Source organism: Sphingomonas liriopis, from assembly GCF_024211255.1.
GTDB classification, from domain to species: domain Bacteria; phylum Pseudomonadota; class Alphaproteobacteria; order Sphingomonadales; family Sphingomonadaceae; genus Sphingomonas; species Sphingomonas liriopis.
Window position 1 is genome coordinate 1 of sequence record NZ_JAMLDY010000006.1, and the last position, 25664, is coordinate 25664.

Sequence of the window (25664 nt, forward strand, 5' to 3'; positions counted from 1 at the left end):
AGGCGCCGGCAAAAATCACAAACAAGCCCTCACCGCCTGCGCACGGAAACTCCTCATCTACGCCAACACCGTCCTCGCCAGACAAGCCGAATGGATGCCCGCATCATAATGGTTGCTGAGCCTGTCGAAGGGCCTGAGTCTCATCTGTGCTTCGACAGTGAACAGGTGAAACATCCTCCGGATGTTTCAGCCGAGCCCGGGGGGCTCGGCGACCTGTTCACCAGCACGAACGGGTGGGGGACGATCGAACGGTCAATACAAAAAAGGGCGCGGGAGAAAGCCTCCCGCGCCCTTTCGTTCGGTTCACGACCGGCGGATCACTCCGCGGCGGCGGTGCCCTTGGGGGCACGCGTGTCGCGGCGCTCGGCGATACGCGCCGACTTGCCGGTGCGACCACGCAGATAGTACAGCTTCGCGCGACGCACGGCGCCCTTGCGGACGACGTCGATCGAATCGATGTTCGGCGAGTACAGCGGGAAGACGCGCTCAACGCCCTCGCCGAAGCTGATCTTGCGCACGGTGAACGACGAACCCATGCCCTTGTTCGACCGCGCGATGCACACGCCTTCGTAGTTCTGGACGCGGGTGCGCTCGCCTTCGACGACCTTCACGCCGACCTTCAGCGTATCGCCGGGGCGGAATTCGGGGATCGCGCGCTTGGCGGTCAGCTTTTCGATCTGCTCGGCTTCGAGCTGCTGGATGATGTTCATGACGTCGTATCCTTCGTTCGCCGCGCGCCAGAGGGAGAACAGACCCGAGCGCCCTCGTGACGCTCCCACAGGTCCGGCCTCCGTAGCCGTGTGTCGGTCTCGGACTGGTGTTGCCGCCAGGCCGCGATCCTCGCATGATCCCCCGATCGCAGCACTTCGGGGATCGTGCGCCCTTCCCATTCATATGGTCGGGTATATTGCGGATATTCGAGCAGCCCCGTTTCGAAGCTCTCGTCCACACCGCTTGAAGCCGCGCCCATTACGCCGGGCAGCAGCCGAATGCAAGCATCGAGCAGCACCAGCGCCCCCATCTCGCCGCCCGACAGGATATAGTCGCCGATCGACACTTCCTCGATCCGGCGGCCTTCGAAGATGCGTTCGTCGAACCCCTCGAACCGGCCGCACAGCACGACGACCCCGGGGCCGGCGGCGAGTTCGCGCACGCGCGCCTGTGAGAGCGGCCGACCGCGCGGTGTCATCGCGAGGATCGGGCGATCGTCGGCGACGCTGTCGACCGCCGCGGCGAGCACGTCGGCACGCAGCACCATCCCCGCGCCGCCGCCCGCGGGCGTGTCGTCGACCGAGCGGTGCCTGTCGGTGGCGAAGTCGCGGATCTGAACCGGCTCGCAAGCCCACCCCCCTTCCCGCAGCGCCCGCCCGGCGAGCGACACGCCGAGCGGGCCGGGGAACATCTCCGGGTAGAGCGTCAGGATCGTCGCGGTGAAGGTCCCGGTCATGCAGCGATCGTCCAGTTTTCCACGCGCAGGCCGGGAATGTCGGCGAAATGGCGGGTGTTGCCGGTCACGACGGCGAGACGGCGCGACAAAGCATGCGCGGCGATCAGTCGATCGAAGCCGCCGCGACGGAATGGCAATCCCGCATAGGCCAGCGCCGCCTTATAGTCGAAGTCCAGCACCGGCACCTCGGATACGAACAGTCGCAGCCGATCGGGCAGCGGTGCCTTGCCGTTCTCCGTTCCCAACGCGACCTCGGCCAAAGCGATCGCCGACGTCACCACGTCGCCTTCGTCGCACGCCGCCAGTCGGTGCAGCAGCGGTTCGCTGGCCCCGGACAATGCCAGGATGATGACGTTCGAATCGAGCAGGTACTTCATCGATCGCTGTCGTCGCGCGGCGCGAACAGGCGATCCTCGTCGGGAATCGGTGTCAGGTCCGGGAGCGTACCCCAGAATCGTGCGACATCGATCTTGCGCTTCGGTTTGTCGGGCAGGTCGAACGAGACGTGGGCATCATCCTCGATCTCCAACTCGATCTCGCTACCGGCCTGCAGCCCGAGGCTCGCCGGCAAGCGCAGGGCCATCGAATTGCCCGATTTGAAGACCTTGACGGACACCCGTTTGCGCTCGCGCGATTTCAGCCATGGCATCGAGCCATAAGCGTGATCGATGGCCTGAACCCGTTCATCCTGCGTCATGTCAGGCTTTGCCATGGCGAACCTCCGTATATACTTCTGCGTATATACATGCATGGCGTGATGCCGACAAGGGAACCGCAGCGGGCGTTCCGGCGTCCGGCGTGACTATGGACGATTGCATCATCATCGGCGCGGGGCCGGCGGGGCTGACCGCGGCGATCTATCTGGCGCGCTTTCACCTGTCGATCCGGCTGTTCGACAGCGGGTCGAGCCGCGCGGCGATGATCCCGCTCACCCGCAACCATGCGGGCTATCCCGAGGGGGTGGCGGGCAAAGAGCTGCTCCGCCTGATGCTGACGCAGGCCGAAACATACGGCGCGCATCGCGAGGAAAGGCGGGTCACCGCGATCCAGCCCGATGGCGAAAACTTTCGCGTCATCACCGATGACGGCGACTATCATGCCCGCACCGTCCTGCTCGCGACCGGGGTGGTGAACCACCGGCCCAACATCCTGCCCGAGGTGCACGATCCGGCGCTGGAACGCGGGTTGCTGCGCTATTGCCCGATCTGCGACGGCTATGAGGTGACCGACAAGCGCGTCGGCGTGATCGGTACCGGCGATCATGGCATGCGCGAGGCGCTGTTCCTGCGCGGCTATACGCGCGACGTCACGCTGATCGCGCCGGAGGCGGAGCATATGCTCGACGACGCCTGTGCGGCGAAGCTGGACGAGGCGGGGATCGTGCGGGTCGACGGGCCGTGCGGCGGCTGGGGAATCGAAGGCGACCGGCTGGCGCTCGATACCGCGCATGGGCGGATGGCGTTCGACAGCGTCTATCCGGCGCTGGGATCGCGCATCCGGTCGCGGCTGGCGGTGGCGGCGGGTGCGCGGGCCAATGACGAAGGCTGTCTTGAGGTGGACGACCACCAGCGTACCAGCATTCCCGGATTGTTCGCCGCGGGCGACGTTGTGAAGGGGCTCGACCAGATCAGCCATGCGATGGGCGAGGCCGGGGTGGCGGCGACGACGATCCGCAATCTGTTGAGCGAGCGGCAGCCGATCCGGCGATGAGGTGCATGGATTCGCGCGGAGGCGCGGAGGACGCAGAGGTGTTGCGGCGAGCTTCGAAGCAATCGCCACGAAACCTCCGTTCGTGCTGAGCCTGTCGAAGTACGATGAGTCTCACCTGCCCTTCGACAGGCTCAGGGCGAACGGTGGAAGGTGTGAGAGCTTAAGGCCTCATCGCCATCACTCGACGAAGTCGGCGTTCACCACCAATTGTACACCATCCCAGCCGAGAACGGCGTCGATGTTCATCGGGATCATGAAGCGCTTGCCGTCGGGGCGCTCGATCTCGAGCACGTCGCCGGCGCCGAAATTCTCGATCAGGACGACCGTGCCGAGCGGTTCGCCATCGCTAGACACCGCCGGCAGGCCCAGCAGGTCGGCATGATAATATTCGCCGTCCGCCAAGGGCGGCAGCGCCGAGCGCGGCACGGTGAGTTCCGTACCCCGCAATGCTTCCGCCGCATTGCGGTCGGCGATCTCGGCGAAGCGGACGATCAGGCCGTTGTTGCCGGCCTGCGCCGACTTCAGCGTCAGCGCGCCTTGGTTGAAGCTCTTGTAGCTGCCGAAATCCTCGGCGAAGACCTTCAGCCGCACCTGGCCGTTGACGCCGTGCGCGCCGATCACCACCGCCAGCGTGACGTTGCCGTCAGCCCGGCGATCCGTCGGTTCCTGTGGGGGCATCGTCGTCCCCTTCCGCGGGATCGGTGTTGGAGACGCCTTCGTTGGTGGCGTCGGGAGTGGCCGCGTCCGTGACGTCGTCATCGGGCGCGGTGCGGGGATCGGGTATGGTGGCCATGATGCGTCAACTCCCTCGTGCAGAGGGGGGACAACGCACCATGGCCCATTCCGATGCTTACGCCTCGGTCGTCTCTTCGGCGGTTTCGGCGGCCGGAGCCTCCTCTGCGGCGGGTGCAGCGGCGGCGGCGGCGGCGGCCTCTTCCTGCGCCTTCAGCTTCTCGGCACGCTCTTCGGCGCGCTCGGTCGCCTTTTCGCCCGGCTTGCCCTTGTTCGGGTTCGAACGGGCAGCGCGCTCGCGCACGCCGGCCTGATCGAGGAAGCGAGCGACGCGGTCGGTCGGCTGCGCGCCGTTGCCGAGCCAGTACTTGGCGCGCTCGGCGTCGAGCACGACGCGGTTCTCGGCATCCTTGGCGAGCAGCGGATTGTAGTTGCCGATCTTCTCGATGAACTTGCCGTCGCGGGGGCTGCGCGCGTCGGCGACGACGATGCGGTAGTAGGGACGCTTCTTGGAGCCACCGCGCGACAGGCGAATGCTGAGTGCCATTGTGTTTTCCTTGCCTTCTGAGTTCGTCACCCCAGCGAAGGCTGGGGTCTTTGGGTTGGTGTTTCGCTCCCTCTCCGAAAGATCCCAGCGTTCGCTGGGATGACGGATTGGGTGTCGGGCTATTTCTTCTTGAGAAGATTTTCGAAGCCGGGGGGCAGCTTGGGCATGCCGTCCTGACCGCCGCCTAGACCGGGCAGGCCCTTGGGCAATCCGCCGCCGGCCTTTTCCATCATGTCGCCGAGGCCGGCACCGCCGAGCGCGTTGCCGAGGCCTCCCATGCCGCCCTTGCCGAGCATCGCCATCATGCCCTTCAGCCCGCCCATCTTCTTGATCTTCTTCATCGCGGTCGACATTTCCTGATGCATCTTCAGGACCTTGTTGACCTCCTGCACCGTCGTGCCGGAGCCCTTGGCGATGCGGATCTTGCGCTTGGCGTTGATGAGTTCGGGCTTGGCGCGCTCTTTCAGCGTCATCGAGCCGATCATCGCCTCCATATGGATGAGCATCTTGTCGCCGCCGGCGGTGGCGAGCGCCCCTTGCGCCTTCTTCATCCCCGGCATCATGCCGGCGAGCGCGCCGAGGCCGCCCATGCGGCGCATCTGCTGGAGCTGGCCGCGCAGGTCGTTCATGTCGAACTGACCCTTGGCGAGCCGCGCGGTCATCCGCTCGGCGTCTTCCGCTTGAATCGATTCGGCGGCACGCTCGACGAGGCTGACGACATCGCCCATGCCGAGAATGCGGCCGGCGACGCGCGACGGGTGGAAGGCTTCGAGCGCGTCGAGCTTTTCGCCGGTGCCGGCGAATTTGATCGGCTTGCCGGTGACCGCGCGCATCGACAGCGCAGCGCCACCACGCGCGTCGCCGTCCATGCGGGTGAGCACGACGCCGGTCAGCGGCACCTGTTCGGAGAAATTCTGCGCGACGTTGACCGCGTCCTGACCGGTCAGCGAATCGACGACCAGCAGGATTTCCTGCGGCACCGCGATGTCGGCGACCGCCTTCATCTCGTCCATCAACGCCTGGTCGACGTGCAGGCGACCCGCGGTGTCGAGCATCAGGACGTCATAGCCCTGCAGCTTCGCGGCCTGCAGTGCGCGGCGGGCGATGTCGACCGGCTGCTGGCCCGGCACGATCGGCAGCGTCGCCACCTCGATCTGCGTGCCCAGCGTCGCCAGCTGTTCCTGCGCATTGGGGCGATTGACGTCGAGCGACGCCATCAGCACCTTCTTGCGGTCGCGACCCGACAGGCGCTTGGCGATCTTGGCGGTCGTCGTCGTCTTGCCCGAACCCTGCAGGCCGACCATCATCACGACCGCGGGCGGCGTGACCGACAGTTCGAGCTCCGACGCGTCGGCGCCCAGCATCTCGACCAGCGCATCGTTGACGATCTTGACGACCTGCTGCCCCGGCGTGACCGAGCGCAGGACGTTCTGGCCGACCGCCTGTTCGGTGACCTTGTCGACGAAGCTGCGCGCGACGGGCAGCGCGACGTCGGCCTCGAGCAGCGCGACGCGCACTTCGCGCATCGCGGTTCGCACGTCGGCCTCGGTCAGCGCGCCACGGCCACGCAGGCGGTCGAATACCCCGCCAAGCCGGTCGCTCAGACTGTCGAACATCGCCTCGAAACCCTCATCATACCGCGCAACGCAAAAGACGCCGGCGGGCGAAACCTCGCCGGCCAGCGCACCCGTAGGCGCTTCATCGATCGCATTCCGTGGAGGAACGTGTGGGGCCTGTAGGGGAAAGCGGCGCGGGACGCAAGGTTGGCTCTACCCCCGGTTTCGTCATCCCCGCGGAGGCGGGGATCCATAATCACTGGGGTTGCGGATGGAGCCGCACGGTCAGCCAGTATGGATTCCCGCCTTCGCGGGAATGACGAACGGAAGATGTTGGCGCAGGCAAACCTCTTCCCACTCCGGTCGTCACCCCGGACTTGTTCCGGGGTCACTCCGCGGCGAGGCGAACGGCAAGACCCTCGGGCGATACGCCTGCCGCCCGGTGGACCCCGGAACAAGTCCGGGGTGACGGAGGATGGGGGGCGGGCGCGTCGTGCGATTACCAACCAGCATCCGGTTGCGCGAGATACGCTTGCTCCGCCTTGGTCGACTCCCGGCCCAGCGCCGCATTGCGGCTGGGGAAACGCCCGTATTTCACGATCACGTCGCGATGATCGCGCGCGAAGGCGATGTTCTCCGCGATCCCCAACGCCTCGAACTTCGCCACCGACAGGTCCTGTTCCGCCAGGTCCTCCGCATGCATCAGCGGCATGTAGAGAAAGACGCGGCGTTCGGGCGGGTAATGCGACTCCCAACCCTGCCCGATCGCCGTGTGGGTCAGCTCGCGCGCGAGGCCATCCGCCGCGAACGCCTCCGCCGATCCACGATGCAGGTTGCGCGAGAATTGGTCGAGCAGGATGATCGCCGCCAGCAGCGTATCGGGATCGTCGCGCCATCCCTCCGCCCGCGCGCGCAGCACGCCGTCGCGCATCGCGCCGAACCGCTCGGCGATCGTCCGGTCGAGGGCGTCGTCCTTGGCGAATTGCTGTTCGCTCGTCAGTCCGAACCAGAAGTCGAGCACCGTGGCAGCCATGTCATGGACTTGACCGCCTTCGTTGACTAAATCGCCCGCCATGTCTGCTCCCGCGCCAGAGGTGATCTCCCTCGGCTGCCGCCTCAACATCGCCGAGAGCGAAACGATCCGGACGCTCATCGCCGGGCGGGATACCGTGGTCGTCAACTCCTGCGCGGTGACCAATGCCGCGGTCAAGGCGACGCGGGTGGCGATCCGTCGCGCCCGCCGCGCGCGGCCCGGCGCCGAGCTGGTCGTCACCGGCTGTGCGGCGCAGCTCGACCCGCAGGGTTTCGCGGCGATGCCGGAAGTCGACCGGGTGATCGGCAATGGCGAGAAACTGCTGCCCGCGGCGTGGGACAGCCTCGCGCCCGTCGTGGTCGGCGATATCATGCAGTTGCGCGAAACGGCGCCGCATCTCGCCGCGAGCTTCACCGGCCATGCCCGCGCGTTCGTCGAGGTGCAGAACGGCTGCGATCATCGCTGCACCTTTTGCGCGATTCCCTTCGGACGCGGCCCCAGCCGGTCGGTGCCGGCGGGCGCAGTGGTCGAGCGGATCGCCGGACTGGTCGATGCGGGCCATGCGGAGGTGGTGCTGACCGGGGTCGACCTGACCAGTTACGGCCACGACCTGCCCGGCGCGCCGACGCTGGGGATGCTGGTCGAGCGCATCCTGCGGCATGTGCCGAAGCTGGCGCGGCTGCGGCTGTCGTCGCTCGATTCGATCGAGATCGACGAACGCCTGTTCGAGCTCGTCACCGGCGAGGCGCGGGTGATGCCGCATCTCCATCTGTCCTTCCAGGCGGGCAACGACCTGATCCTCAAGCGGATGAAGCGGCGGCACAGCCGCGCGCAGGCGGTGGCGACGGTGGCGCGGCTGAAAGCGGCCCGGCCGGAGATCGCGATCGGTGCGGACCTGATCGCCGGTTTCCCGACCGAGGATGCGGGCATGTTCGCCGAGACGCTGGCGCTGATCGACGATGCCGATATCGTCCACGGCCATATCTTTCCCTATTCGCCGCGTGCCGGCACGCCGGCGGCGCGGATGCCGCAGGTCGATGCGGGCGCGATCCGGGCGCGCGCCGAGCGGTTGCGCGACGCGGCGGCGCGGCGCAAGGCGGCATGGCTGGCGGCGCAGGTGGGATCGGTGCAGCAGGTGCTGCTCGAGCGGCCGGGCGACCGCGGCCATGCGGGGAATTTCGCGGAGGTGCGGCTTACCCCCACCCCCGTTCGGGCTGAGCCTGTCGAAGCCCCGCTCTCCTCAGGCGCGGCGCTTGCGGATAGCAGCCCTTCGACAGTGAGCGGGTGGAACGTCCCCCGGACGTTCCAGTCGAGGCCGGGGGCCTCGACGACCCGCTCACCAGGGCGAACGGAAAATGAGATGGCTCGCACCGGAGACGTCGTCGCCGTCCGCATCACCCACGCCACCGACACCCACCTTCTAGGTACGATGATATGAGCACCACCCCGACCTGGCACGAGCGGCTGCTCGGCGGCTTCAGGAAGACCTCCGACCGGCTGGTCGGCAACCTCGCCGGCCTCGGCGGCGCGCGGCTCGACGAGGCGACGCTCGACGAGGTCGAGGAGGCGCTGATCGCCAGCGACCTCGGCCCCGATACCGCCGGCAAGATCCGCACGCGCCTCGCCGAGGGGACGTTCGAGCGCAACATGGAGGAGCTCGGCATCCGCCTCGTCGTCGCCGAGGAGGTGGAGAAGGCACTCGAACGCGTCGCGACGCCGCTGGAAGTGACCGCGTTTCCGCGGCCGCAGGTGATCCTCGTCATCGGCGTCAACGGATCGGGCAAGACGACGACGATCGCAAAGCTCGCGCATCTGCTGATGGAACAGGATTACGGCGTGATGCTCGCGGCGGGCGACACGTTCCGCGCCGCGGCGATCGGCCAGTTGCGCACCTGGGCGGATCGCGTCGGCGTGCCGATCGTCACCGGGCCGGAGGGCGGCGATGCCGCAGGCGTCGTCTGGGATGCCGTGAAGAAGGCGACCGAGACGGGCATCGACGTGCTGATCGTCGACACCGCGGGCCGCCTGCAGAACAAGCGCGAGCTGATGGACGAGCTCGCCAAGATCCGCCGCGTGCTCGGACGGATCAACCCGGCGAGCCCGCACGACGTCGTGCTCGTCCTCGATGCGACGACGGGACAGAACGCGCTCTCGCAGATCGAGGTGTTCAAGGAGGTCGCCGGGGTGACGGGCCTGGTGATGACCAAGCTCGACGGCACCGCGCGCGGCGGCGTGCTGGTCGCGGCAGCGGAGAAATACGGGCTGCCGATCCATGCGATCGGGGTGGGCGAAGGGATGACCGACCTGCGCCCGTTCGATGCCAACGAGGTGGCGCGGATCATTGCGGGCGTGGATCAGGGGGGACGGAAGTGACCTCGATCCAATCCTTCCGTCACCCCGGACGTGTTCCGGGGTCCACCGTTCCGCACATCCAAACGGCCGTGAAGCTTGCGGATGAGTGGACCCCGGAACACGTCCGGGGTGACGAAGTATGTGGGGAGACGGCGGCATGACCGAGCAGCAATCCCCCGGGCTGCGGATGGGCGTCGAATACGGCCCGCTGCTCGTCTTCTTCGCGGTCAATTTCCTGTTTCCCGCGAGCCTTGCGATGCAGCTGGTCGCATCGGGCACCGGCTTCCTCTCCGACCTCGACCGCGCCGGCGCGCTGGTGATCGCCAAGGTGATCGTCGCGACCACCGCCTTCGTCATCGCCACCATCGTCGCGATGGTCGTGTCGAAGACGAAGCTTGGCGCGATCTCGCCGATGCTGTGGATTTCGGGTGGGTTCGTCGTCGTGTTCGGCGGGCTGACCGTCTGGTTCCACGACCCCAAGTTCATCCAGATGAAGCCGAGCTTCGTCTACGGCATGTTCGCCGCGGTGCTGGCGTTCGGATTGGTAACTGGCCGGCCGCTGCTGCAGGGGCTGCTCGGCAGCGCCTATCCGGGGCTCGATGCCGAGGGGTGGCGCAAGCTGACGCGCAACTGGGCGCTGTTCTTCGTCGGCATGGCCGCGCTCAACGAGGCGGTGTGGCGGACGACCGACTGGGATTTCTGGGTCGGGTTCAAGCTGTGGGGGGCGATCCCGCTGACGCTGCTGTTCGCGTTCGCGAATATCCCGATGCTGCTGCGGCACGGGTTGAAGACGGAGGATGACCCGCAGGCAGGCATTCCGCCGGAGTGAGCATAACCCCTCTCCCACCGGGAGAGGGGTCGAGCAGCGTAGCTGCGAGGGGGTGAGGGTGACCGCGACGCACAAGCCACCCTCACCCCCTTCCGCGCCCTGCGGGCGCTCCCTCCCTCTCCCACCGGGAGAGGGAAATAGGGGTTACGCCGCGTCGAAGCGCTTGCCGGCTTCGTCCCAGTTCACCACGTCCCACCATGCCTTGAGATAGCCCGGCCGGTCGTTCTTGTAGGTCAGGTAGTAAGCGTGTTCCCACACGTCGTTGCCGAGGATCGGCGTGCCCTTGTCCTTGGCGTCGTCCATCAGCGGATTGTCCTGATTGGGCGTCGAGGTGACCTTGAGCGCGCCGCTCGAATCCTTGATGACCCAGGCCCAGCCCGACCCGAACTGGCCCGCACCCTTGGTGTTGAAGTCTTCCTTCAGCTTGTCGAGCCCACCGTAGGCGTCGATCGCGTCCTTGAGGGCGCCGGACGGCTGGGTCGAACCCTTCGGCCCCATGATCTTCCAGAAGAAGTCGTGGTTCCAGAACCCACCGCCATTGTTGCGCACCAGCGGCGGCAATGACGAGATGCGGCTGAGGATGTCCTCGATCGACAGGCCTTCCAGGCTCGGATCGGCGGCGACGCCCTCGTTGAGCTTGGCGGTATAGGCGGCGTGATGCTTGTCGTGGTGGAAGGTCATCGTTTCCTTGGAGATGACCGGCTCCAGCGCGTCATAATCGTACGGCAGCGGCGGCAGTTCGAATGCCATGGGAAAGGCTCCTCTTGGATAGGGACGATGTCGTCCCCGCGTTAACGCCGGACGTCGCCTAACGCTCCCATCCCGTTACGCAAGCGTCATGACCCCTGCGCGTTGATGAGATCGTGGCGGCGCAGCGCATGGCGCAGCTGGTCGTAGCTCAACCCCAGCGCCTCCGCGGTCGAACGCTGGTTGAAGCGGTGCTCGGCGAGCGCGCGCGCCAGCAGCTCGCGCTCGAAGCGCGCGACGCGCGACTTGAAGTCCGACGGGCCGGTGTCGCAGGCGACGACCGGGCTGTCCTCGCTCTCGACCGGCGCGGGCGCGGGCTGGTCGGCGGGTGCCTTGCTCGGGCCCCCGCCCGGGCCGCCGGTGGGGCGGTACGGCGAGGCGAAGGGGTCGATCTCGATCCCGTCGACCGGCCCGCCGCCCTCCCAGCGATAGACCGCGCGTTCGACGACGTTGCGCAGCTCGCGGACGTTGCCGGGCCAGCGGTGGGTCAGCAGCTGGTCGAGCGCGCGCGGGCCGAAGCCGGGCCAGCGTTCCCAGCCGATCTCCGACGCCATCCGCCGCCCGAAATGGTCGGCGAGCACCGCGATGTCGCCCGATCGCGCGCGCAACGGCGGCAGCGTCACCACTTCGAACGAGAGCCGGTCGAGCAGATCGGCGCGAAACTCGTGCGCGTCGACCTTGTCGGGCAGATGCTCGTTGGTCGCCGCGACGATGCGGACGTCGACGCGCAACGGTCGCGACGAGCCGATCCGCGTCACCTCGCCATATTCGACCGCGCGCAGCAGCCGGTCCTGCGCCGCCATCGACAGCGTGCCGAGTTCGTCGAGGAACAGGGTACCGCCGTCCGCCTCCTCGAACCGCCCGGTGCGCGCCTTGGTCGCGCCGGTGAAGGCGCCCGCCTCATGCCCGAACAATTCCGCCTCGATCAGCGACTCGGGCAGCGCCGCGCAGTTCATGATGACCAGCGGCTGGTCCCAGCGCGGGGAGAGGCGATGGAGGCGCTCGGCGACGAGCTCCTTGCCCGTGCCGCGTTCGCCGATGACCAGCACCGGCCGGTCGAGCGCGGCGGCGCGGCTGGCGCGTTCCAGCGCATCCAGAAAGGCCCCCGATTGGCCGATGACCTGTGTCGTCCGCTGCATCGCCAACTTGTGGCGTAAAATACCAACGTTACGCAAGCGTTCATCCGTGGTTCATAGGAATAATACACCTAGAAAGCGCGGAAAACCGCCGTTTTCGCAATTGGCACGGCCCCTGCAATGCACCCGGCATACCGCCAGCACGGCGGCCCAAGTTTCAAAAGTTTCAGGAGGTTACCATGTTCCATTCCGAGATCGGTCGTAAGCTTGCCGCCATCGTCTGCACCGTCCTGTTCAGCGCGACCTGCGTCGCCGGCGCAGTAGGTCCGGCGACCGGCAGCCACCAGACCGTCGAGAAGGCCGCCCGCCTTTCGGCGTAAGCGGTCCCAAACCGGGGCGGGTCGTTTCCCTCGCTCCGCCCCGGCCATGTTTCCAGGAGCACACACCACGATGGGCATCTTCTCCCGCACCCGCGACATCGTCGCCGCCAACTTCGCCGACCTGCTCGAAAAGGCGGAAGACCCGGCGAAGATGATCCGCATGATTATCCTCGAGATGGAGGAGACGCTGGTCGAGGTCCGCGCCAGCGCGGCGCGCACGATCGCCGACCAGAAGGAAATGCGCCGCCACATCAACAAGCTCGATCAGCTGCAGGCGAACTGGATGGAAAAGGCGGAGCTGGCGCTGAGCAAGAACCGTGAGGACCTTGCCAAGGCGGCGCTCGGCGAGAAGCAGAAGGCCGCCGACATGGCCGAGCAGCTGATGATCGAGGTGAAGGTGCTCGACGACGCGCTGCGCGCCTCCGAAGAGGATATCGCCAAGCTCCAGAAGAAGCTGAGCGAAGCCCGCGCCAAGCAGTCGAACGTCCAGACCCGGCTGGAAAGCGCCAACAACCGCTACCGCCTGCGCGAGATGTATGCGGGGCCGAAGACGCACGAGGCGTTCAGCCGCTTCGACGTCCTCGAACGCCGCGTCGACGATGCCGAGGGCCGCGCCGAGGCGCTGGGTCTGGGCGTGCCCAAGACGCTGGAGGAAGAGATCGCCGAGCTGCGCCAGGGCGACAAGGTCGATGCCGAGCTCGCCGCGCTGAAGGCGCGCCTGAGCGGCAACGCGGACAAGGAGGGTTGAGATGAACACCGTCCTGGTTTGCCTGACGCTCTTCGTCGGCCTGCCCTGGGTCATCCTCCACTATGTCACCAAGTGGAAGCAGGCGCCCAAGATCACCGACGAGGACGAGAAGCTGCTCGACGAGATGTTCAATCTCGCCCGCCGGCTCGAGGATCGCCTCAACACCGTCGAGCGGATCGTCGCCGCCGACAACCCCGACTTCAAGCCGAGCCTGACCGCTCAGCAGCCGCAATATCAGATCGATCGGAGGAACTGAGATGTCCGCCCGCACCCAATTCTACCTCGACAAGCCGAACGGCAAATGGGCCGGCGTGTGTTCGGGGATCGCCGATTACACCGGCTTCGACATCACGTTGGTCCGCGTCGCCATGGTCGTGCTGACCATCGCCACCTCGGGCTGGGTGCTGATCGGCTACCTCGCCGCCGCATGGCTGGCGCCCAAGAAGCCGAGCGGCCTCTACGAAACGCAGGAGGACGCCAAGTTCTGGCAGGGCGTGCGCTCGAACCCCAAGCGCTCGACCACCGAAGTCCGCAGCAAGCTGCGCGATATCGACCGCCGGCTCGCCGACATGGAGCTGCACTATACCAGTCGCAACAACCGGCTGGCCGAGGAAATCGACAGCCTGCGCTGAGACGGGCTTGACCGAAAGGGAAGAAGACGATGTCGGACCTTGCGCTGATGATCCCGATTACCGCGATTGCGATCGGGCCGGTGACCTGGATCGCGAACAACTGGTTACGCACCAAGCATGGCTATCCGCCGCTGGACTACCGCAGCCGCCGGCGCCGCGGCGCGGAGGCCGAAACGGACCTCGAGGCGGAGCGCAAGATCATGCTGCTCACCAACGAGAACGACAAGCTGACCGGGCAGGTCGGCCGCCTGGAGGAACGCATCGCCGTCCTCGAACGCATCGCCACCGATCCCGCCGAGCGCACCGCCCGCGAGATCGAGGCGCTGCGCGACCGCTAGAAGGAGCCCCCGCCATGGGACCCGATCACGTTTTTTTCATGTTCCTCGGCGCCGCGATCACGCTGGCCATCCAGTGGTACGGCCGTCGCAAGGTGCGCCAGGCGATCATCGCTCCCGATCTGGAGGCGCGCCAGAACATCGACCTGCTCGATGCCGAGAATGCCCGCCGTATCGGCCAGATCGACCGGCTGCAGGAGCGGCTGGCGACGGTCGAGAGCATCGTGACCGACCGCTCGCATCGGCTGGGCCATGAAATCGAACAGCTGCGTGTCGGCTAGAAGGAACGATCGATGAACGGCTTTACGATCTTCATGCTCGCCTTCGTCGTCATCGGCCTGCCGGTGATCCTCGGCATCGGCAGCGAGATGTTCAGGCGCTGGCTCAAGCACAAGGAAACGATGGCGAGCGCGCTCAATGCGCAGACGGCGGAGAAGGCGGCGCAATATGCCGCCCATACCGAACGGCTGGAGGAGCGCGTCCGCGTGCTCGAACGCATCGTCACCGACCGCGGCGTCGACCTGGCGCGCGAGATCGAGGACCTGCGCGATCCCCGCCCCGCCGCGCGCCTGCCGATCAACTGATCCCGAATACGAGGATTCGCACCCATGAACCCCGCAGAGATGATCGTCGCGATCGTGGCGCTGGTGATGATCGGTGGCGTGCTGCGCGCCCGCTTCGCCGCCCACGCCCGCAGCGACATGGCCGCACCGCCGGCGAGCGACGATACCCACCGCCTCGCCTACGAAGTGCAGCTGCTGAAGGAGCGCATCCAGGTGCTGGAGCGCGTCATCACCGACAATCGCAGTACCACCGATCTCAGTCATGAGATCGAACGGCTGCGCGACCGCTAGAAAGGAGGCGGACCATGTACGACCCCAACGTCTATCTGACCGTGTCGCTCTCGTCGCTGGCCGGCCTCGCGATGGTCACCACCGCCGGCCTGTCGGGCTGGCGCAGCTGGCTGGCGCTCAAGCACCAGCAGCTCGACGTCGCCCAGGACGCCGTCCCGCCGATGCCGTCCGCCGGATCGCGGATCGAGATCGCCGACCTGAAGGAGCGGATCAAGAAGCTCGAGGCGATCGCGGCGGGTGTCGATTTGTGATCCGCCCTTCCCTTCCGTCATCCCGGCGAACGCCGGGATGATGAAGGGGTGGAGTGGCGGGCGCCCCCCAGTGTCCCCTGCGTGGGATGACGAACCGGCAGGACGGCCAACACCGATTGCCCCCGCCCCGCCCCGCCTGTACCGCGGCGGCCATGACCAGCATCGCCGACGTCCGCGACGAATATCTTTTCTTGGAAGGCTTTGACCGCATCGAGCTTTTGATCGATCAGGGAAAGGCTCTTGAGCCCATGCCCGATGCGCTGAAGACCGATACGACGCTTGTAAAAGGGTGTACGGCCGAGGTTTGGACGTATCCCACGCGGAATGCTGACGGCACGCTTCACTTTCTAGCAGATTCGAAGTCTGGAGTTGTGAAAGGCATCATCGCTTTGGTCTTAATGACGGTACAGGACAAACAGCCAGCCGACATTTTGAACGTTGATGTTGAGGAGGAACTTAGGCCTTTCGAGGTCAGTAAGCACCTCTCATCAAAACGAACCTCCGGCATCCCCAACATGATCGCGCTGATCCGCGAGACGGCGCTGCGCTACGCCTGAATACCCCACCGTTCGTCATCCCCGCGCAGGCGGGGATCCATAATCACGAAGGGTTCTGAGCCTCACTGAGGTTAGCCAGTATGGATCCCCGCCTGCGCGGGGATGACGGAATGGCGGCAGGGATACCACGCATCATACCATAGCCCGCCACCCAAACCGTTCGCACTGAGCCTGTCGAAGTGCCTGAATCTCAGGATGCGTCGACAGGCCCCGCCCCACCGGATCGCTCCTGCTCCAGCCGCGCCGCCAGTTCCACCACATCCGCTCCGCGCGGTACCACCAGCCACGTCCCCGGCGCGCGGCCGTCGATCATCGCCACCGCATCGCGCGGGCACAGCCCCAGGCACCGCGTCTCGACCACGCCGAGCGTCGCCTTGCGGCCCTTCTTCAGCCCCATGATCTTGCGCAGCATCCTGGCGAGCGGGGCCCGCCCCTTCTTGCCGAAGCCGCCGTCCAGTTTCTTCGAACATTTGCCGCAGACCAGCACCGCGCCGGTCCAGGCGCTGGGGACCCGCTTCAGCTGGGGCGCCACTCGCGCCGCTCCTCCGCCGATCGCAGCACCTCGTAGGCCGCCTGCACCGTCTGGAAACGCACCGCGGCGTCGGCATCGCCGGGCCGCACGTCGGGATGATTGGCCTTGGCGAGGCGCCGCCACGCGGTCTTCACCGCCTCGAAATCGGCGTCGCCCTCCAGCCCCAGCGCTTCCAGCGCCCGCATCTCGTCGCGCGAGCGGCTGCCGTCGCCGGGGCCGCCCCAGGCGTAATGACCGGCATTGGCATAGCCCGATGCGGTGCGACTCTCCGATGCCTCGCGGCTCGCCGCTTCTTCGGCGGACAGGCCCTCGAAATAATTCCAGCCGCGATTGTATTCGGCGGCGTGCGTTTCGCAGAAATACCAGCGGTCGGGGCTGTTGGGCGATTTGGGCGCGGGACAATTGCCCGGCGCCTCGCAGCCGTGGCGGTCGCACAGCCGCACCGTCGTCGCCTCGCGGCTCGAGCCGTAGCCGCGCCAGCGGGGAAACCCCCAGTCGTTCGTTCGGGACGTGCTGCGCGCCATGGCGGCTCACATAAGCCCTTGGACGGGCGGCGCAACCGCAGCGAATGTCAGAGGGTCTGTAAGCCGGGTTCTGTCCACTCCCCTTGCGGGAAGATGGGCGACCATTCCTCTACGACGACGCTTGCGCGCCGCCTCCAGCAACCAACCCGGACGACGAGCTGAAACGAAGCCCATGGGGTTCCTCAAAAAGTAATACTTTTTGGGGCGGCCCCTCTGCCGTCCCTATTCGGTCTTGCTCCCGGTGGGGTTTGCCGTGCCGCCCCCGTTACCGGGCGCGCGGTGCGCTCTTACCGCACCCTTTCACCATGGCGTCGCCGAAGCGGTCGCCGTCTGCTCTCTGTGGCACTGTCCCTGGGGTCGCCCCCGCCGGGCGTTACCCGGCACCGTCGTTTCGCGGAGCCCGGACTTTCCTCGCGCGCCCGAAGGTGCCCGCGGCCGCCCGACCCTCTGACGTTCCCGCCCTAGCGCGCGAAAGCGCGCTAGGGAAGCGGCGCACGCTGCTCTACCGCAGCGTTCAGCACATATCATTCATCCCCCTGCGGTTTGGGAAGCAATAGCGCGAGCAGGATCATGCGGCATTCGGCGTCGATCTCGCCGTCGATCAGTTCGGGGCGGAAGCGGCGCTGGAACGCCATGATCGCCGCCATCGCGTTGCCGACGTCATAGCCGAAACGTTCGAGCGCGAGCAGGAAGCCGCCTTGCGTCCACATCGGGTCCATCAGCCCGCGCGTCGGCCGCGGCAGCGCGAGGCGCAGCCGGGCGAGGCGCGACCAGGGGAACAGCTCGCCGGGGTCGCGCTTGCGGGTCGGCGCGATGTCCGAATGGCCGACGACGTTGCCGCGTGTGATGCCGTAACGCTCCTTGATCGCGGCGACCAGCGGCAGCAGCGCGTCGATCTGTTCGTCGGCGAACGGGCGATAGCCGAATTCGTGACCCGGGTTGACGATCTCGATCCCGACGCTCGCCGAATTGACGTCGGTCACCCCGCGCCAGTGCGACTTGCCCGCGTGCCAGGCGCGCTTGTCCTCCGCCACCAGGCGACAGATCGTGCCGTCCTCCTCGACCAGATAGTGCGACGACACCTTCGCCGCGGGATCGCGCAGCCGCGCCAGCGCGGACGGGCCGTCCTGCATGCCGGTATAGTGAAGCACGATCATGCTGATCGGCAGCGTCCGCTCGTCGAAGTTCGGCGAGGGCGTGTCGAGGATGGTCATACCGCCACGTTAGCCCAGCGCGCGCCGCGACGTAAGGGGCGTCAGGCGACCCGGCGCTGGACCGCGGGCACCGCGACGCGATCGTAGAATCCGCGCAAGGTGCGGCTCGGCTCGAACAGGCGGGTCTGGCCGATCACCGTCTCGCCGGCGCCGAGCACCAGCGTGCCGCCCGGCCGGATCGCGGTCGCGAACCGCTCGAACACCTCCGCCTTCGCCTCGGTCGACAGATAGAGCAGGACGTTGCGGCACAGGACGAGGTCGAACGCGCCGGCGGGCGGGCGATCGGACACGAGGTTCTGCCGGCGCACGGCGACCGATCGCGTCAGCTCGGGCTTCGCCACCCAGTCGTCGCCATCGGCGTCGAACCAGCGCATCATCCGCCGGATCGGCAGGCCGCGCTGGATCTCGAACTGGTTGAAGCGCCCGGCGCGGGTGCGGGCGACCGCGGCGTCGGACACGTCGGTCGCGACGATCTCCGGCATCGTGCCGCCGGTGTCGACGCGCTCGGCGAACAGTATGGCGAGCGACAGCGGCTCCTGCCCGGTCGAACAGCCCGCGCACCAGATGCGCGGCCGCCGCCCCGCCGCCTCGACGCCCGCCACCGCCTCGACCACCAGGTCGAAGATCGGCGCGTCGCGGAAGAACGAGGTTTCCTGGTTGAGCAGCGCATCGACGATCTGGTCGCCGATCCGCGGATCGTTGCCGTCGAGCAGCAGCGTGACGAGCTGGTCGAGCGTATCGAGGCCATGCGTGCGCAGCAGCGGCTTCAGCGCGGTATCGATCCGCCACGAACGATAGCTGGCGATCCGCTGGCCGGTGCGTGCCTCGAGCAGCGCGCTGAACACGTTGAGCGCGACCTGCGAGACGGGAAGGGGCGCGGCGCTCACGGGCGGCGCCGTGCCGCGGCGAGCATGCCGATCGTGTCGGGTGGCAGGATCGCATCGGCGACGCCCGCGTCGGCGACCGCGCCGGGCATGCCCCAGATCACCGAGCTCGCCTGATCCTGTACCACCACGCATCCCCCCGCCTGATGCACCTGCCGCGCGCCGTCGACGCCGTCGCGGCCCATGCCGCTCAATACGATCGCCAGCATCCGCGATCCGAACACGCCGGCCATCGACGCGAACATCGGATCGACCGATGGCATGCAGCCGCTCTGGCTGGGTTCGCTGTTCAGCCGGATCGCCGCCGATCCGTCGGCCAGCGCGACGCAGCGGATATGCGCGTCGCCGGGGGCGACGAGGATGCGGCCGGGGCGCAGCCGCAGCCGGTCGGTCGCCACCTCGCACGGCCGGCCGGCGAGGACCGCGAGCTGCGCGGCGAAATAGGGCATGAACGATGCCGGCAGATGCTGGGTGATGAGGATCGGCAGGCGGAATTCGGGCGGGATCGCGCGCAACAGCTGGCTGAGCGCGTGGATGCCACCGGTCGAGGCGCCGATCGCGACGACGTCATATTCGTCGGTGACCGCCATCGGCACCGGCGCGGCGGCGGATGCGCTGGCGATGCCGGCGATCCGCGCAGGGTTGGCGAGGCGATCGAGCTTGTCGACCAGCGCGTCGCTGAACAGCGTCATCCGCTCGCCCGCGGCGGGTTTCAACAGCGTATCGGCGGCGCCCAATGTCAGCGCCTGGACGGTGACCGACGCGCCCGCGGTGGCGGAGCCCGAGACGATCAGGATCGCCGCCCCCTGCCCCGCGGCGATCAGATCGGGCAGCGCAGTGATGCCGTCGACGCCGGGCAGCTGGACGTCGAGCAGGATGAAGGCGACCGATTCGCGCGCCAGGAACGCCAGCGCCGCATCCACCGTGCTGACGCTGGCGGCGACGACATAGCGTTTTGTGCCCGCGACGATCCGCTCGATCACCGCGCGCGCGACCACCGAATCATCGACGATCAGGATGCGCGACGATGCCGGGTCGTTGGCCTCGGCCTCGACGGCAGGTTGCAGGGCGGGCGCCACGATCCGGCCTTTCCGTGCGGCTCAGGCCATGCCGACGATCTGGAGCTTCGATTCCAGCGTGTCGCGGTCGAACGGCTTCATGACATATTCGTCGGCCCCCGCCTCGATCGCGGCACGGATATAGGCCATGCCGTTCTCGGTCGTGCAGAACACCACCTTGGGCCGCGACGGGATCGCCGATTCGCGCAACGCGCGCAGGAAATCCATTCCGCTCATCACCGGCATGTTCCAGTCGAGCAGGATCACGTCGGGCGCCGATACCAGGCACGCCTCCAGCGCCTCGCGCCCATCGCACGCCTCGGTGACGGTGAAGTCCAGCGTCTCCAGGATGTGGCGGGCGACCTTTCGGATCACCTTCGAATCATCGACAACCAGGCAGGTCTTCATGAATGGGCCTCTATACGTGCGGTGATCGCTGGTGCGGGGGTATGACAGCGAACGGTAAGCGGCGCGTTAAGCCGCCAAGGCGTATTGCGGCACCAGCGCCGCGAGATCGACGACCAGCAAAGGTTCGCCATCGCGTTCGATCAGGCCGATGCCGACCCGGCCCCAGCCGTGGTCGAGCGCAAGGCCCGACGACAGCGGCTGGCGTTCGTACAGCGCGACATCCTCCAGCGCGTCGACGAGGATCGCATAGTCATGCCCGTCGATGCGGGTGATGACCGCGCGCCGCACGCTATCGGGGGTGGGGTCCAGACCCAGCGCGGTGCCGGTGTCGATCACCGTCACCACCCGGCTGCGCAGCGCGACCAGCCCGCGCACCCCGGCCTCGGTCCGCGGCACCGCCACGATCTCGGCGATGTCGACCACCGATCCGACCTGCGTCGTGTCGATAGCGACGCCGCGCCCGGCGATCTGCGCGATCAGGAACAGGTCCATCAGCGGCCTCCCACGGCATGCGCCAGCGCGTCGAGCAGCGCGGCGCGATCGTAGCGATAGATGCTGGTCGCCTGTGCCGACGGCGCAGCGACCTCGCGACGCAGCCGCACGACGTTGCGTGCCGCCTGCGGCGCGACCGGCGCATCGTCCATGACCAGCACGACGTCGGCCGGCCCGTCGCGCGGCGCCTGCGTGACGCAGCGATAGCCCGAGGCGTCGAGCATCGGGCGCAGGAACGTCTCCATCCAGCCGCTGCCGTCGGTCTGCAGCCAGCACAACCGCTCGGGCGGGCGCGGCGCGATCTCGCCGGCGAACAGCGCGTGGACGTCGAGCAGCTCGACCTGTTCGCCGCCGATCATCGCGACGCCGGCGATCGGCCCGCTGCCGCGCGCGGGCGCGATCTCGGTCGGCAGATGGACGATCTCGATCGGTTCGTGGATCGCATAGGCGATATCGCTGACCCCGTCGGTCAGGCGCAGCACCGGCACCTCCAGCCGCTCGCCGATCGGCGCGACGGTGTGGAGCGGCACCAGCGCACCGCCGATGGCGAGGCGCAGCTGCCCCGCGGTCATGCGGATGGCATCGGTCGAAACGGGCTCGACGCGGTCGATCGCCGCCAGCGGCATCACCCGACGCTGGCCGTCCAGATCCTCGAACAACAGCGCCGGCACGGCAGCGACGCGTTCCTCGGCGGCGCCCTCGTCCTCGGCGGCGAGCGCGCGCTGGAAGCGCAGCCCCGCCATCGCCGCGATCCCCGATCCGTCGAGCAGCAGCATCGGCAACCCCGAATCGGGCAGCGTCTGGCCGGCGTACACCCCGGTCGCCATCACCACCGGTGCGGCGGGCTTCACCACCAGTTCCTCGGTATCGATGACGCGGTCGATCGCGAGCGCGTAATCGCCGTCGCGGGTCGAGACGATCGCCAGCGTCTGCCCGCCGCCGCCTCCCTCGCTCTCGCTCTCGACGATGCCGAGCAGCCGCGCGAGCGACACCAGCGGCAGCCGCCGGCCGCGCACCGTCGCCACCTCGGCATCGCCGACCGTGTCGATCCGCACCGCCTCGCCGCGCACGCGCAGGATCTCGTCGACCGACTGGCGCGCGATCGCGAAGCGCTGGTCGCCGACGCCGACGACGATCGTCGACATGATCGACAGCGTCAGCGGCACGTAGATGACGATCGTCAGCCCCTTGCCGGGCTGGCTGGCGAGGTGGACGCGCCCGCCGATATGTTCGATGTTCGATCGCACCACGTCCATGCCGACGCCGCGGCCCGAAATGGCGGTCACCGTATCGCGGCTCGACAGGCCGGGGTGAAAGATCAGGTCGAGCTTCGCCGCGGCGTCCATCGCCGCCAGCTGCGCCGGGGTGAACAGCTTCTGCGCCTTCGCCTTCTCGACCAGCCGGTCGACGTCGATGCCGCGGCCGTCGTCGGCGATCTCGATCAGGATCTGGTTGCCCGACTGGCGCGCCAACACCGCCAGCCGGCCCGCCTCGCGCTTGCCCGCCGCCTTGCGGTCGGCGGGCGATTCGATGCCGTGATCGACCGCGTTGCGGATGATGTGGACCAAGGGATCGCGCATCAGCTCGATCATCTCGCGGTCCAGCTCGACGTCGGCGCCGTCGATGCCCAGCACCACCTGCTTGCCGAGCTCGCCCGCGGTATCACGCACCATCCGCGGCAGCGCGGAAAACAGCGCGTCGATCTTCTGCATCCGCGTGCGCGTGACGGTATCGCGCATCTCGGCGACGGTCAGCGACAGGCGCTCCAGCGCCGCCTCGACCAGCGGATCGACGGTCTCGTCGCGCAGGCGGCGGGCGAGCTCGTTGCGCGCCAGCACCATCTCCGACATGCCGCTCATCATCCGGTCGAGCAGGTCGACGTTGAGGCGTACCGAGCGGCTGTTGGCGCGGTGGACGTTGGCGGCCTGCGCCGGCGCGACGGGCTGCGCATCCTCGTCGAGCGCGGCGATCAGCAGGTCCTCGCTCGAATCGTCCAGCGCCGCGCCCGAATCGATCGCCTCGACCAGTTCGCCGATGCGATCGACGATCCCGAGCACGGCGTTGACCAGCGCGGTATCGGGCACGCGCTTGCCGTCGCGCACCGCGGCGAGCACGTCCTCGGCGGCATGGCTCAATCGCGCCAGCCGCGGCAGGTCGAGGAAGCCGCAGCTTCCCTTGACGGTATGGACGAAGCGGAAGATCGCATCCAGCCGCGCGCGGTCGGCGGGATCAGCTTCCCACGCGACGATCTCCCCCGACAGCGATTCCAGCGTCTCGCGGGTCTCGGCAATGAATTCCTGCAACAGGTCGTCCATGGGCCCCCGGCACGTTACGCGCCGGGTCTTGGCCGATCAGGGGTTAAGACGGCGTTTACTGGGACGGGGGTCGGGGTTGGGCTCGGCGAACCGCCCCACTTCCTGCGTCACCCCGGACTTGTTCCGGGGTCCACTCCGCGGCGAGGCGGACGGACTGTAACGAGAACGATACGCCCGCGGACCGGTGGCCCCCGGAACAAGTCCGGGGTGACAAAGGGTGGATGGCACCCTAGCCCGCGTTGAATACCGCGCCGAAGATCATCACGTTGTCCGCCGGTTCGCTGATCTGCACCGCGCCGCCCGCCTGCCCGGCGAGGGTATGAACCAGATAGGCCGCCGCCGCGCGCGGGGTGACGCCGCCGTCGCCCTCGCCGTTTACCAGCGTCGTACGCAATTCGGGGTCGAGGATGATCCGCGGCCCCTCGATCTTGACGACGATCTCCAGCTGGCCGCCATTCTCCTCGCCGCCGACGTCGAGTGTGCCGCCGCGGACCAGCGCCTCGCTGGCGATCAGCGCCAGGTTGAGCATCACCTTCAACGCCGTCTTGGGCAGCGTATCGGCCTCGACCCACCAGTTGAAGGTGGTGCGCTTGTTGTCGGCGAGCAGCCCCTCGATCGCGGTCTTCGCCTCGCGACTGTCGACCTGTTCGCCGAACCCGCCGGCGGCTCCGAAGGCGAGGCGGAAGAACTTGAGCTTGTTCGCCGAGGCACGCGCGCTCTCGCTCAGCAGCTGGAAGACGCGCGCGCGCATCTCCGGCTCGTTCTCGTCGCCGAGCAGTTCGAGCCCGTTGTTGAGCGCGCCGACCGGCGACAGGAGGTCATGGCACAGCCGCGAACACAGCAGGCTGGCGAAATCGACCGGGCTGACGGACATTCAAATCCCCTGAAATACCTGCAATGATGTGGCGGAGGCCGATCGCGCGTGCAAGAGAGTAGGCTTTGCCATCCTCTATTCCGTCGTCACCCCGGACTTGTTCCGGGGTCCATTTATCCCCGCGCGCATCGGCCTCTGGCTAGGCGGCACCGTGGACCCCGGAACAAGTCCGGGGTGACGAGGCATTTTGTAGCAGCGTTCGGTTTATGTCACCAATAGGGATACCGCCTCGAACCGCCCCTCAACTGCGCCATCCGCCACCGCACGCCACGCGCGGACCTCGCCCCCGGCGGCGATCAACCACAGCGAACCATCGGGCACGGCACTCGCCGCATCGCACGACGACGGCACCGCGATCCCGGTGGGGTGCGAATGATAATGGCCGACGATCGGCGGGCCTCCCGCCCGGATGGCGCGATGCGCCGCGAGCAGCGCGACGGGGTCGATCTCGAACCGGCGCACAGGCTCGGCTGCGACGTTGCGACATGGCTGAACGGCGCTGATCGCCCCATCCTCGCCGAACAGCAACCCGCACACCTCCGCGTCCGGCGACGCCGCCGCTGCGCGCAGGATTTGTCCGAGGAGGTCGCTTGCAATCATCACCATCGTGCCCACATCGCTACGACATGGACCGGGGGGTTTCCATCCTAGACGCGACGATCGCGACCACGGCCGACGGCTGGCGGCTCGATCGTGCGCTCGCCGATGCGGTGCCGACGCTGTCGCGCGAACGGCTGAAGGTGCTGATCGCCAGCGGTGCGGTGACCCGCGACGGGCAGATGGTCCGCGACGCCGCGAAGAAGGCGGCGGCGGGCGACCGTTTTGCCGTCGCGGTGCCGGTCCCGACGCTACCGCACAACGAGGCACAGGATATCCCGCTCGTCATCGCCTACGAGGACGAGCATCTGATCGTCATCGACAAGCCGGCGGGGCTTGTCGTCCATCCGGCGGCGGGCAATCTCGACGGGACATTGGTCAACGCGCTACTGCATCATTGCCAGGGCTCGCTATCGGGGATCGGCGGCGTCGCGCGGCCGGGGATCGTCCACCGCATCGACAAGGACACGAGCGGCCTGATGGTCGCCGCCAAGACCGATCGCGCGCACGAAGGGCTCGCGCGCCAGTTTCACGACCACAGCATCGACCGCCGTTATCGTGCGATCGTCGGCGGCGTGCCGCGCCCGGCGGAGGGCAAGGTCGACGCTCCCCTCGCCCGCTCGGCGACCAACCGCAAGAAGATCGCCATCGTCCAGGGCGGCAAGCGCGCGGTGACGCATTTCCGCACGATGGAGGTGCTGCGCGAGGCCGCGCTGGTCGAATGCCGACTGGAGACGGGACGGACACATCAGGTGCGCGTGCATATGGCATCGATCGGCCACGCCTTGCTGGGCGACCCGGTCTATGGTAGAACAAAGAGTGGCCACAAGGCGCTGCTCGAAACCCTGGGTTTCCGCCGTCAGGCCTTGCATGCGGCGCATCTGGGGTTCATCCATCCGGTGAAAAGCACCGCTTTGGCGTTCGAAAGCCCGATGCCTGCCGATATGCAGGAACTGTTCACCGAGCTTCACGTATAGGTT

At 67.5% G+C, this 25664-nt stretch carries 36 protein-coding genes and 1 other RNA gene; 15 read left to right on the forward strand and 22 right to left on the reverse strand.

Features of this window, described 5'->3' with window-relative positions; all coding sequences use genetic code 11:
• Nucleotides 1–317: 317 nt before the first annotated feature.
• From rplS to M9979_RS05880, 4 genes are read right to left on the reverse strand one after another with little or no spacing between them, the layout of a single operon-like run.
• Nucleotides 318–710 (reverse strand): 50S ribosomal protein L19, encoded by a 393-nt coding sequence (gene rplS, locus M9979_RS05865; protein ID WP_254288411.1) that lies wholly within the window; start codon nt 708–710, stop codon nt 318–320.
• Nucleotides 707–1447, reverse strand: a complete 741-nt coding sequence (trmD, locus tag M9979_RS05870) for a tRNA (guanosine(37)-N1)-methyltransferase TrmD (RefSeq protein WP_254288412.1) — start codon at nt 1445–1447, stop codon at nt 707–709. The genes rplS and trmD overlap by 4 nt, the downstream gene beginning before the upstream one ends.
• Nucleotides 1444–1824: a type II toxin-antitoxin system VapC family toxin gene (locus M9979_RS05875; protein ID WP_254288413.1), complete on the reverse strand. Its 381-nt coding sequence runs from the start codon at nt 1822–1824 to the stop codon at nt 1444–1446. The genes trmD and M9979_RS05875 overlap by 4 nt, the downstream gene beginning before the upstream one ends.
• Entirely contained in the window at nt 1821–2198 is a 378-nt protein-coding gene (locus M9979_RS05880; protein WP_254288414.1) for an AbrB/MazE/SpoVT family DNA-binding domain-containing protein, read from the reverse strand. The genes M9979_RS05875 and M9979_RS05880 overlap by 4 nt, the downstream gene beginning before the upstream one ends.
• Nucleotides 2199–2251: 53 nt before the next feature.
• On the opposite strand from M9979_RS05880, the gene M9979_RS05885 reads away from it, so the two are divergent.
• Nucleotides 2252–3157 carry an NAD(P)/FAD-dependent oxidoreductase gene (locus M9979_RS05885; protein WP_254288612.1) on the forward strand — a complete coding sequence of 302 codons (906 nt, stop codon included), beginning with the start codon at nt 2252–2254 and terminating at the stop codon, nt 3155–3157.
• A gap of 177 nt (nt 3158–3334) precedes the next feature.
• Here the strand turns inward: M9979_RS05885 and rimM are convergent, their stop codons facing one another.
• The 5 genes from rimM to M9979_RS05910 form a co-directional block, all read right to left on the reverse strand.
• Entirely contained in the window at nt 3335–3835 is a 501-nt protein-coding gene (gene rimM / locus M9979_RS05890) for a ribosome maturation factor RimM (RefSeq protein WP_254288415.1), read from the reverse strand.
• Nucleotides 3801–3950, reverse strand: a complete 150-nt coding sequence (locus M9979_RS05895) for a hypothetical protein (RefSeq protein WP_254288416.1) — start codon at nt 3948–3950, stop codon at nt 3801–3803. Before M9979_RS05895 ends, rimM begins: the two co-directional genes overlap by 35 nt.
• Nucleotides 3951–4007: 57 nt before the next feature.
• Nucleotides 4008–4436 (reverse strand): 30S ribosomal protein S16, encoded by a 429-nt coding sequence (gene rpsP, locus M9979_RS05900; protein WP_254288417.1) that lies wholly within the window; start codon nt 4434–4436, stop codon nt 4008–4010.
• 119 nt (nt 4437–4555) lie between these two features.
• Nucleotides 4556–6052 (reverse strand): signal recognition particle protein, encoded by a 1497-nt coding sequence (gene ffh, locus M9979_RS05905; protein ID WP_254288418.1) that lies wholly within the window; start codon nt 6050–6052, stop codon nt 4556–4558.
• Between the two features lie 439 nt (nt 6053–6491).
• Nucleotides 6492–7025 (reverse strand): DUF924 family protein, encoded by a 534-nt coding sequence (locus M9979_RS05910; RefSeq protein ID WP_254288419.1) that lies wholly within the window; start codon nt 7023–7025, stop codon nt 6492–6494.
• Nucleotides 7026–7065: 40 nt separating this feature from the next.
• Here M9979_RS05910 and mtaB point away from each other — a divergent pair, with 40 nt between their 5' ends.
• The 3 genes from mtaB to M9979_RS05925 all read left to right on the forward strand — a co-directional run bounded on the left by mtaB (nt 7066) and on the right by M9979_RS05925 (nt 10206).
• Nucleotides 7066–8463, forward strand: coding sequence for a tRNA (N(6)-L-threonylcarbamoyladenosine(37)-C(2))-methylthiotransferase MtaB (gene mtaB, locus M9979_RS05915; protein WP_254288420.1), 1398 nt, complete (start codon nt 7066–7068; stop codon nt 8461–8463).
• Nucleotides 8460–9398: a signal recognition particle-docking protein FtsY gene (gene ftsY, locus M9979_RS05920; RefSeq protein ID WP_254288421.1), complete on the forward strand. Its 939-nt coding sequence runs from the start codon at nt 8460–8462 to the stop codon at nt 9396–9398. The genes mtaB and ftsY overlap by 4 nt, the downstream gene beginning before the upstream one ends.
• Before the next feature lie 136 nt (nt 9399–9534).
• Nucleotides 9535–10206: an inner membrane-spanning protein YciB gene (locus M9979_RS05925; protein ID WP_254288422.1), complete on the forward strand. Its 672-nt coding sequence runs from the start codon at nt 9535–9537 to the stop codon at nt 10204–10206.
• Nucleotides 10207–10350: 144 nt separating this feature from the next.
• Here M9979_RS05925 and M9979_RS05930 read toward each other — a convergent pair whose 3' ends face one another.
• Both M9979_RS05930 and pspF read right to left on the reverse strand, forming a co-directional pair.
• Nucleotides 10351–10956: a superoxide dismutase gene (locus M9979_RS05930; protein ID WP_254288423.1), complete on the reverse strand. Its 606-nt coding sequence runs from the start codon at nt 10954–10956 to the stop codon at nt 10351–10353.
• Nucleotides 10957–11042: 86 nt separating this feature from the next.
• On the reverse strand, nt 11043–12092 hold the full coding sequence (gene pspF / locus M9979_RS05935) for a phage shock protein operon transcriptional activator (RefSeq protein ID WP_254288424.1): 1050 nt from the start codon (nt 12090–12092) through the stop codon (nt 11043–11045).
• A gap of 176 nt (nt 12093–12268) precedes the next feature.
• Here pspF and M9979_RS05940 point away from each other — a divergent pair, with 176 nt between their 5' ends.
• The 10 genes from M9979_RS05940 to M9979_RS05985 all read left to right on the forward strand — a co-directional run bounded on the left by M9979_RS05940 (nt 12269) and on the right by M9979_RS05985 (nt 15786).
• On the forward strand, nt 12269–12409 hold the full coding sequence (locus M9979_RS05940) for a hypothetical protein (protein ID WP_254288425.1): 141 nt from the start codon (nt 12269–12271) through the stop codon (nt 12407–12409).
• A gap of 70 nt (nt 12410–12479) precedes the next feature.
• Nucleotides 12480–13157 (forward strand): phage shock protein PspA, encoded by a 678-nt coding sequence (gene pspA, locus M9979_RS05945; RefSeq protein WP_254288426.1) that lies wholly within the window; start codon nt 12480–12482, stop codon nt 13155–13157.
• Between the two features lies 1 nt (nt 13158).
• Entirely contained in the window at nt 13159–13413 is a 255-nt protein-coding gene (pspB, locus tag M9979_RS05950; protein WP_254288427.1) for an envelope stress response membrane protein PspB, read from the forward strand.
• 1 nt (nt 13414) lies between these two features.
• Nucleotides 13415–13789 carry an envelope stress response membrane protein PspC gene (gene pspC, locus M9979_RS05955; protein ID WP_254288428.1) on the forward strand — a complete coding sequence of 125 codons (375 nt, stop codon included), beginning with the start codon at nt 13415–13417 and terminating at the stop codon, nt 13787–13789.
• A gap of 29 nt (nt 13790–13818) precedes the next feature.
• A complete protein-coding gene (locus tag M9979_RS05960; protein ID WP_254288429.1) occupies nt 13819–14127 on the forward strand; it encodes a hypothetical protein in 309 nt (102 codons plus the stop codon).
• A gap of 14 nt (nt 14128–14141) precedes the next feature.
• A complete protein-coding gene (locus M9979_RS05965; protein WP_254288430.1) occupies nt 14142–14405 on the forward strand; it encodes a hypothetical protein in 264 nt (87 codons plus the stop codon).
• Nucleotides 14406–14417: 12 nt separating this feature from the next.
• Nucleotides 14418–14708 (forward strand): hypothetical protein, encoded by a 291-nt coding sequence (locus M9979_RS05970; protein WP_254288431.1) that lies wholly within the window; start codon nt 14418–14420, stop codon nt 14706–14708.
• A gap of 24 nt (nt 14709–14732) precedes the next feature.
• Nucleotides 14733–14978 (forward strand): hypothetical protein, encoded by a 246-nt coding sequence (locus M9979_RS05975; RefSeq protein ID WP_254288432.1) that lies wholly within the window; start codon nt 14733–14735, stop codon nt 14976–14978.
• Nucleotides 14979–14992: 14 nt separating this feature from the next.
• Nucleotides 14993–15229 (forward strand): hypothetical protein, encoded by a 237-nt coding sequence (locus M9979_RS05980; protein WP_254288433.1) that lies wholly within the window; start codon nt 14993–14995, stop codon nt 15227–15229.
• A 152-nt stretch (nt 15230–15381) separates the two neighbouring features.
• A complete protein-coding gene (locus M9979_RS05985; RefSeq protein WP_254288434.1) occupies nt 15382–15786 on the forward strand; it encodes a SufE family protein in 405 nt (134 codons plus the stop codon).
• 190 nt (nt 15787–15976) lie between these two features.
• On the opposite strand, the gene M9979_RS05990 is transcribed toward M9979_RS05985, so the two are convergent.
• From M9979_RS05990 to M9979_RS06040, 11 genes are all read right to left on the reverse strand, one after another.
• On the reverse strand, nt 15977–16318 hold the full coding sequence (locus M9979_RS05990; protein ID WP_254288435.1) for a (2Fe-2S) ferredoxin domain-containing protein: 342 nt from the start codon (nt 16316–16318) through the stop codon (nt 15977–15979).
• Nucleotides 16303–16842 (reverse strand): J domain-containing protein, encoded by a 540-nt coding sequence (locus M9979_RS05995; RefSeq protein ID WP_254288436.1) that lies wholly within the window; start codon nt 16840–16842, stop codon nt 16303–16305. The genes M9979_RS05990 and M9979_RS05995 overlap by 16 nt, the downstream gene beginning before the upstream one ends.
• Before the next feature lie 43 nt (nt 16843–16885).
• Nucleotides 16886–17293, reverse strand: an RNA gene (rnpB, locus tag M9979_RS06000) — RNase P RNA component class A.
• 73 nt (nt 17294–17366) lie between these two features.
• Complete coding sequence (locus tag M9979_RS06005; RefSeq protein WP_254288437.1) at nt 17367–18056, reverse strand: N-acetylmuramoyl-L-alanine amidase; 690 nt, start codon at nt 18054–18056, stop codon at nt 17367–17369.
• Nucleotides 18057–18097: 41 nt separating this feature from the next.
• Entirely contained in the window at nt 18098–18943 is an 846-nt protein-coding gene (locus tag M9979_RS06010) for a CheR family methyltransferase (protein ID WP_254288438.1), read from the reverse strand.
• Nucleotides 18940–20019, reverse strand: coding sequence for a chemotaxis protein CheB (locus M9979_RS06015; RefSeq protein WP_254288439.1), 1080 nt, complete (start codon nt 20017–20019; stop codon nt 18940–18942). The genes M9979_RS06010 and M9979_RS06015 overlap by 4 nt, the downstream gene beginning before the upstream one ends.
• Nucleotides 20020–20040: 21 nt before the next feature.
• Complete coding sequence (locus M9979_RS06020) at nt 20041–20406, reverse strand: response regulator (protein ID WP_254288440.1); 366 nt, start codon at nt 20404–20406, stop codon at nt 20041–20043.
• Between the two features lie 66 nt (nt 20407–20472).
• Complete coding sequence (locus M9979_RS06025; RefSeq protein ID WP_254288441.1) at nt 20473–20898, reverse strand: chemotaxis protein CheW; 426 nt, start codon at nt 20896–20898, stop codon at nt 20473–20475.
• Nucleotides 20898–23213 (reverse strand): chemotaxis protein CheA, encoded by a 2316-nt coding sequence (locus M9979_RS06030; protein WP_254288442.1) that lies wholly within the window; start codon nt 23211–23213, stop codon nt 20898–20900. The genes M9979_RS06025 and M9979_RS06030 overlap by 1 nt, the downstream gene beginning before the upstream one ends.
• 229 nt (nt 23214–23442) lie before the next feature.
• Nucleotides 23443–24087 (reverse strand): histidine phosphotransferase family protein, encoded by a 645-nt coding sequence (locus M9979_RS06035; protein ID WP_254288443.1) that lies wholly within the window; start codon nt 24085–24087, stop codon nt 23443–23445.
• Nucleotides 24088–24291: 204 nt separating this feature from the next.
• Entirely contained in the window at nt 24292–24693 is a 402-nt protein-coding gene (locus M9979_RS06040; protein ID WP_254288444.1) for a M67 family metallopeptidase, read from the reverse strand.
• Nucleotides 24694–24713: 20 nt separating this feature from the next.
• Between M9979_RS06040 and M9979_RS06045 the strand changes: the two genes are divergently transcribed.
• Nucleotides 24714–25661, forward strand: coding sequence for an RluA family pseudouridine synthase (locus M9979_RS06045; RefSeq protein ID WP_254288445.1), 948 nt, complete (start codon nt 24714–24716; stop codon nt 25659–25661).
• Nucleotides 25662–25664 lie beyond the last annotated feature (3 nt).

What these genes read in the sequence shown, in the direction of transcription:
- M9979_RS06040 (WP_254288444.1), bottom strand. Translation starts at nt 24,693, where the DNA reads ATGGTGATGATTGCAAGCGACCTCCTCGGACAAATCCTGCGCGCAGCG.
- pspB (WP_254288427.1), top strand. Translation starts at nt 13,159, where the DNA reads ATGAACACCGTCCTGGTTTGCCTGACGCTCTTCGTCGGCCTGCCCTGG.
- M9979_RS05985 (WP_254288434.1), top strand. Translation starts at nt 15,382, where the DNA reads ATGACCAGCATCGCCGACGTCCGCGACGAATATCTTTTCTTGGAAGGC.
- M9979_RS06035 (WP_254288443.1), bottom strand. Translation starts at nt 24,087, where the DNA reads ATGTCCGTCAGCCCGGTCGATTTCGCCAGCCTGCTGTGTTCGCGGCTG.
- M9979_RS05875 (WP_254288413.1), bottom strand. Translation starts at nt 1,824, where the DNA reads ATGAAGTACCTGCTCGATTCGAACGTCATCATCCTGGCATTGTCCGGG.
- M9979_RS06020 (WP_254288440.1), bottom strand. Translation starts at nt 20,406, where the DNA reads ATGAAGACCTGCCTGGTTGTCGATGATTCGAAGGTGATCCGAAAGGTC.
- M9979_RS05940 (WP_254288425.1), top strand. Translation starts at nt 12,269, where the DNA reads ATGTTCCATTCCGAGATCGGTCGTAAGCTTGCCGCCATCGTCTGCACC.
- M9979_RS06025 (WP_254288441.1), bottom strand. Translation starts at nt 20,898, where the DNA reads ATGGACCTGTTCCTGATCGCGCAGATCGCCGGGCGCGGCGTCGCTATC.
- trmD (WP_254288412.1), bottom strand. Translation starts at nt 1,447, where the DNA reads ATGACCGGGACCTTCACCGCGACGATCCTGACGCTCTACCCGGAGATG.
- M9979_RS05960 (WP_254288429.1), top strand. Translation starts at nt 13,819, where the DNA reads ATGTCGGACCTTGCGCTGATGATCCCGATTACCGCGATTGCGATCGGG.
- M9979_RS05980 (WP_254288433.1), top strand. Translation starts at nt 14,993, where the DNA reads ATGTACGACCCCAACGTCTATCTGACCGTGTCGCTCTCGTCGCTGGCC.
- M9979_RS05895 (WP_254288416.1), bottom strand. Translation starts at nt 3,950, where the DNA reads ATGGCCACCATACCCGATCCCCGCACCGCGCCCGATGACGACGTCACG.
- pspA (WP_254288426.1), top strand. Translation starts at nt 12,480, where the DNA reads ATGGGCATCTTCTCCCGCACCCGCGACATCGTCGCCGCCAACTTCGCC.
- ffh (WP_254288418.1), bottom strand. Translation starts at nt 6,052, where the DNA reads ATGTTCGACAGTCTGAGCGACCGGCTTGGCGGGGTATTCGACCGCCTG.
- M9979_RS05995 (WP_254288436.1), bottom strand. Translation starts at nt 16,842, where the DNA reads ATGGCGCGCAGCACGTCCCGAACGAACGACTGGGGGTTTCCCCGCTGG.
- pspC (WP_254288428.1), top strand. Translation starts at nt 13,415, where the DNA reads ATGTCCGCCCGCACCCAATTCTACCTCGACAAGCCGAACGGCAAATGG.
- mtaB (WP_254288420.1), top strand. Translation starts at nt 7,066, where the DNA reads ATGTCTGCTCCCGCGCCAGAGGTGATCTCCCTCGGCTGCCGCCTCAAC.
- M9979_RS05930 (WP_254288423.1), bottom strand. Translation starts at nt 10,956, where the DNA reads ATGGCATTCGAACTGCCGCCGCTGCCGTACGATTATGACGCGCTGGAG.
- M9979_RS05970 (WP_254288431.1), top strand. Translation starts at nt 14,418, where the DNA reads ATGAACGGCTTTACGATCTTCATGCTCGCCTTCGTCGTCATCGGCCTG.
- M9979_RS06005 (WP_254288437.1), bottom strand. Translation starts at nt 18,056, where the DNA reads ATGACCATCCTCGACACGCCCTCGCCGAACTTCGACGAGCGGACGCTG.
- ftsY (WP_254288421.1), top strand. Translation starts at nt 8,460, where the DNA reads ATGAGCACCACCCCGACCTGGCACGAGCGGCTGCTCGGCGGCTTCAGG.
- M9979_RS05925 (WP_254288422.1), top strand. Translation starts at nt 9,535, where the DNA reads ATGACCGAGCAGCAATCCCCCGGGCTGCGGATGGGCGTCGAATACGGC.
- rimM (WP_254288415.1), bottom strand. Translation starts at nt 3,835, where the DNA reads ATGCCCCCACAGGAACCGACGGATCGCCGGGCTGACGGCAACGTCACG.
- M9979_RS05965 (WP_254288430.1), top strand. Translation starts at nt 14,142, where the DNA reads ATGGGACCCGATCACGTTTTTTTCATGTTCCTCGGCGCCGCGATCACG.
- M9979_RS06045 (WP_254288445.1), top strand. Translation starts at nt 24,714, where the DNA reads ATGGACCGGGGGGTTTCCATCCTAGACGCGACGATCGCGACCACGGCC.
- M9979_RS06030 (WP_254288442.1), bottom strand. Translation starts at nt 23,213, where the DNA reads ATGGACGACCTGTTGCAGGAATTCATTGCCGAGACCCGCGAGACGCTG.
- M9979_RS05880 (WP_254288414.1), bottom strand. Translation starts at nt 2,198, where the DNA reads ATGCATGTATATACGCAGAAGTATATACGGAGGTTCGCCATGGCAAAG.
- M9979_RS05975 (WP_254288432.1), top strand. Translation starts at nt 14,733, where the DNA reads ATGAACCCCGCAGAGATGATCGTCGCGATCGTGGCGCTGGTGATGATC.
- M9979_RS05910 (WP_254288419.1), bottom strand. Translation starts at nt 7,025, where the DNA reads ATGGCTGCCACGGTGCTCGACTTCTGGTTCGGACTGACGAGCGAACAG.
- rplS (WP_254288411.1), bottom strand. Translation starts at nt 710, where the DNA reads ATGAACATCATCCAGCAGCTCGAAGCCGAGCAGATCGAAAAGCTGACC.
- rpsP (WP_254288417.1), bottom strand. Translation starts at nt 4,436, where the DNA reads ATGGCACTCAGCATTCGCCTGTCGCGCGGTGGCTCCAAGAAGCGTCCC.
- M9979_RS05885 (WP_254288612.1), top strand. Translation starts at nt 2,252, where the DNA reads ATGGACGATTGCATCATCATCGGCGCGGGGCCGGCGGGGCTGACCGCG.
- pspF (WP_254288424.1), bottom strand. Translation starts at nt 12,092, where the DNA reads ATGCAGCGGACGACACAGGTCATCGGCCAATCGGGGGCCTTTCTGGAT.